Origin of the sequence: Pricia antarctica, from assembly GCF_900101815.1 — a bacterium.
In the GTDB taxonomy this organism is placed as follows: Bacteria; Bacteroidota; Bacteroidia; order Flavobacteriales; family Flavobacteriaceae; genus Pricia; species Pricia antarctica.
The window spans coordinates 1-1,161 of record NZ_FNAO01000050.1; the positions used below are offsets into that span (position 1 = coordinate 1).

The window sequence follows — 1,161 nt, forward strand, 5'->3', positions numbered from 1 at the left end:
ATGAAAAAAAGCAAGTTTAGCGAAAGCCAGATCATCAAGGCCCTCAAGGAGAACGAACAGGGTCGGACCGTTGGCGACATCTCCCGGGAAATGGGCGTCGACAGGAGCACGTTCTATTATTGGCGCAAGAAGTACGGGGGCATGGAGATCGCCCATATGAAACGGCTCAAGGAGCTCGAGGAGGAGAACCGGAAGCTCAAACAGATGTACGCGGACGTAAGCCTGGACGTACGCATGCTCAAGGACGTACTGTCAAAAAAGTTCTAGGGCCTTCCGACAAAAAGCACCGTGCGAAGTACCTTCAAGAAGCCTATCCGGTAAGCACCTCACGTTCCTGCGATGTCATCGGGCTCGCCCGTTCGATGTGGTACTACCACACGAAAAAGGATGATAAGGCGGTGATCGATGCACTATCGAGGTTGGCGGAGGAACTCCCGACCAGGGGTTTCGAGGTGTATTTCAAGCGGCTGCGTCGCGAAGGCCATAAATGGAACCGTAAACGCGTACTGCGGGTATACAGGGAGATGAACCTGAAGCTGCGCAGAAAACATAAGAAAAGATTGCCCGCAAGGGTCAAGAACCCGTTGGAGGCACCTGCCGCCGTCAACGAGATATGGAGCATGGACTTTATGTCGGACGTACTCTCGGACGGTAGAAAGGTCAGGGTGTTCAATGTCATGGACGATTGCAACCGCGAGGCGCTGGCCATGGACGTCGGGCTGAACTATCCGGCGAGGAAGGTCGTCGAGACCCTCGGGTATCTGGAGGAGGAGATAGGGCTGCCGAAAACGCTGCGATGCGACAACGGCCCCGAGTTCATCTCGAAGGCCCTGGCACAATGGTGCAAAAAGAAACGGGTGGAACTAATGTTCATCCAACCGGGCCGGCCGATGCAGAACGGTTTCATGGAGCGCCTGAACAGGTTCTACCGAGAAGATGTACTGGACGCCTATTGGTTCAACGACCTGCACCAATTAAGGACAAGGACCGATATCTGGATGGAGGATTACAACACCATGCACCCACATTCATCGTTGGGCGATACACCGCCCGTGGAATTTAGGCCCCGATTTTATGCCGGATCAAGATCCGTCACAAAATCCGGGCTTAAGAACAAAAAATTTCTGAATTTAGCATTGTCCTAAAACGGGTAAGGCTACA

The 1,161-nt window shown here is 53.2% G+C and carries 1 protein-coding gene; it reads left to right on the forward strand.

Annotation, left to right across the window (positions count from 1 at the left end):
• A protein-coding gene (locus tag BLT07_RS20640; protein ID WP_245726639.1) for an IS3 family transposase occupies positions 1-1,145 on the forward strand; the annotation gives its coding sequence in 2 pieces (ribosomal slippage) (positions 1-262 and positions 262-1,145; 1,146 coding nt in all).
• Positions 1,146-1,161: the final 16 nt, after the last annotated feature.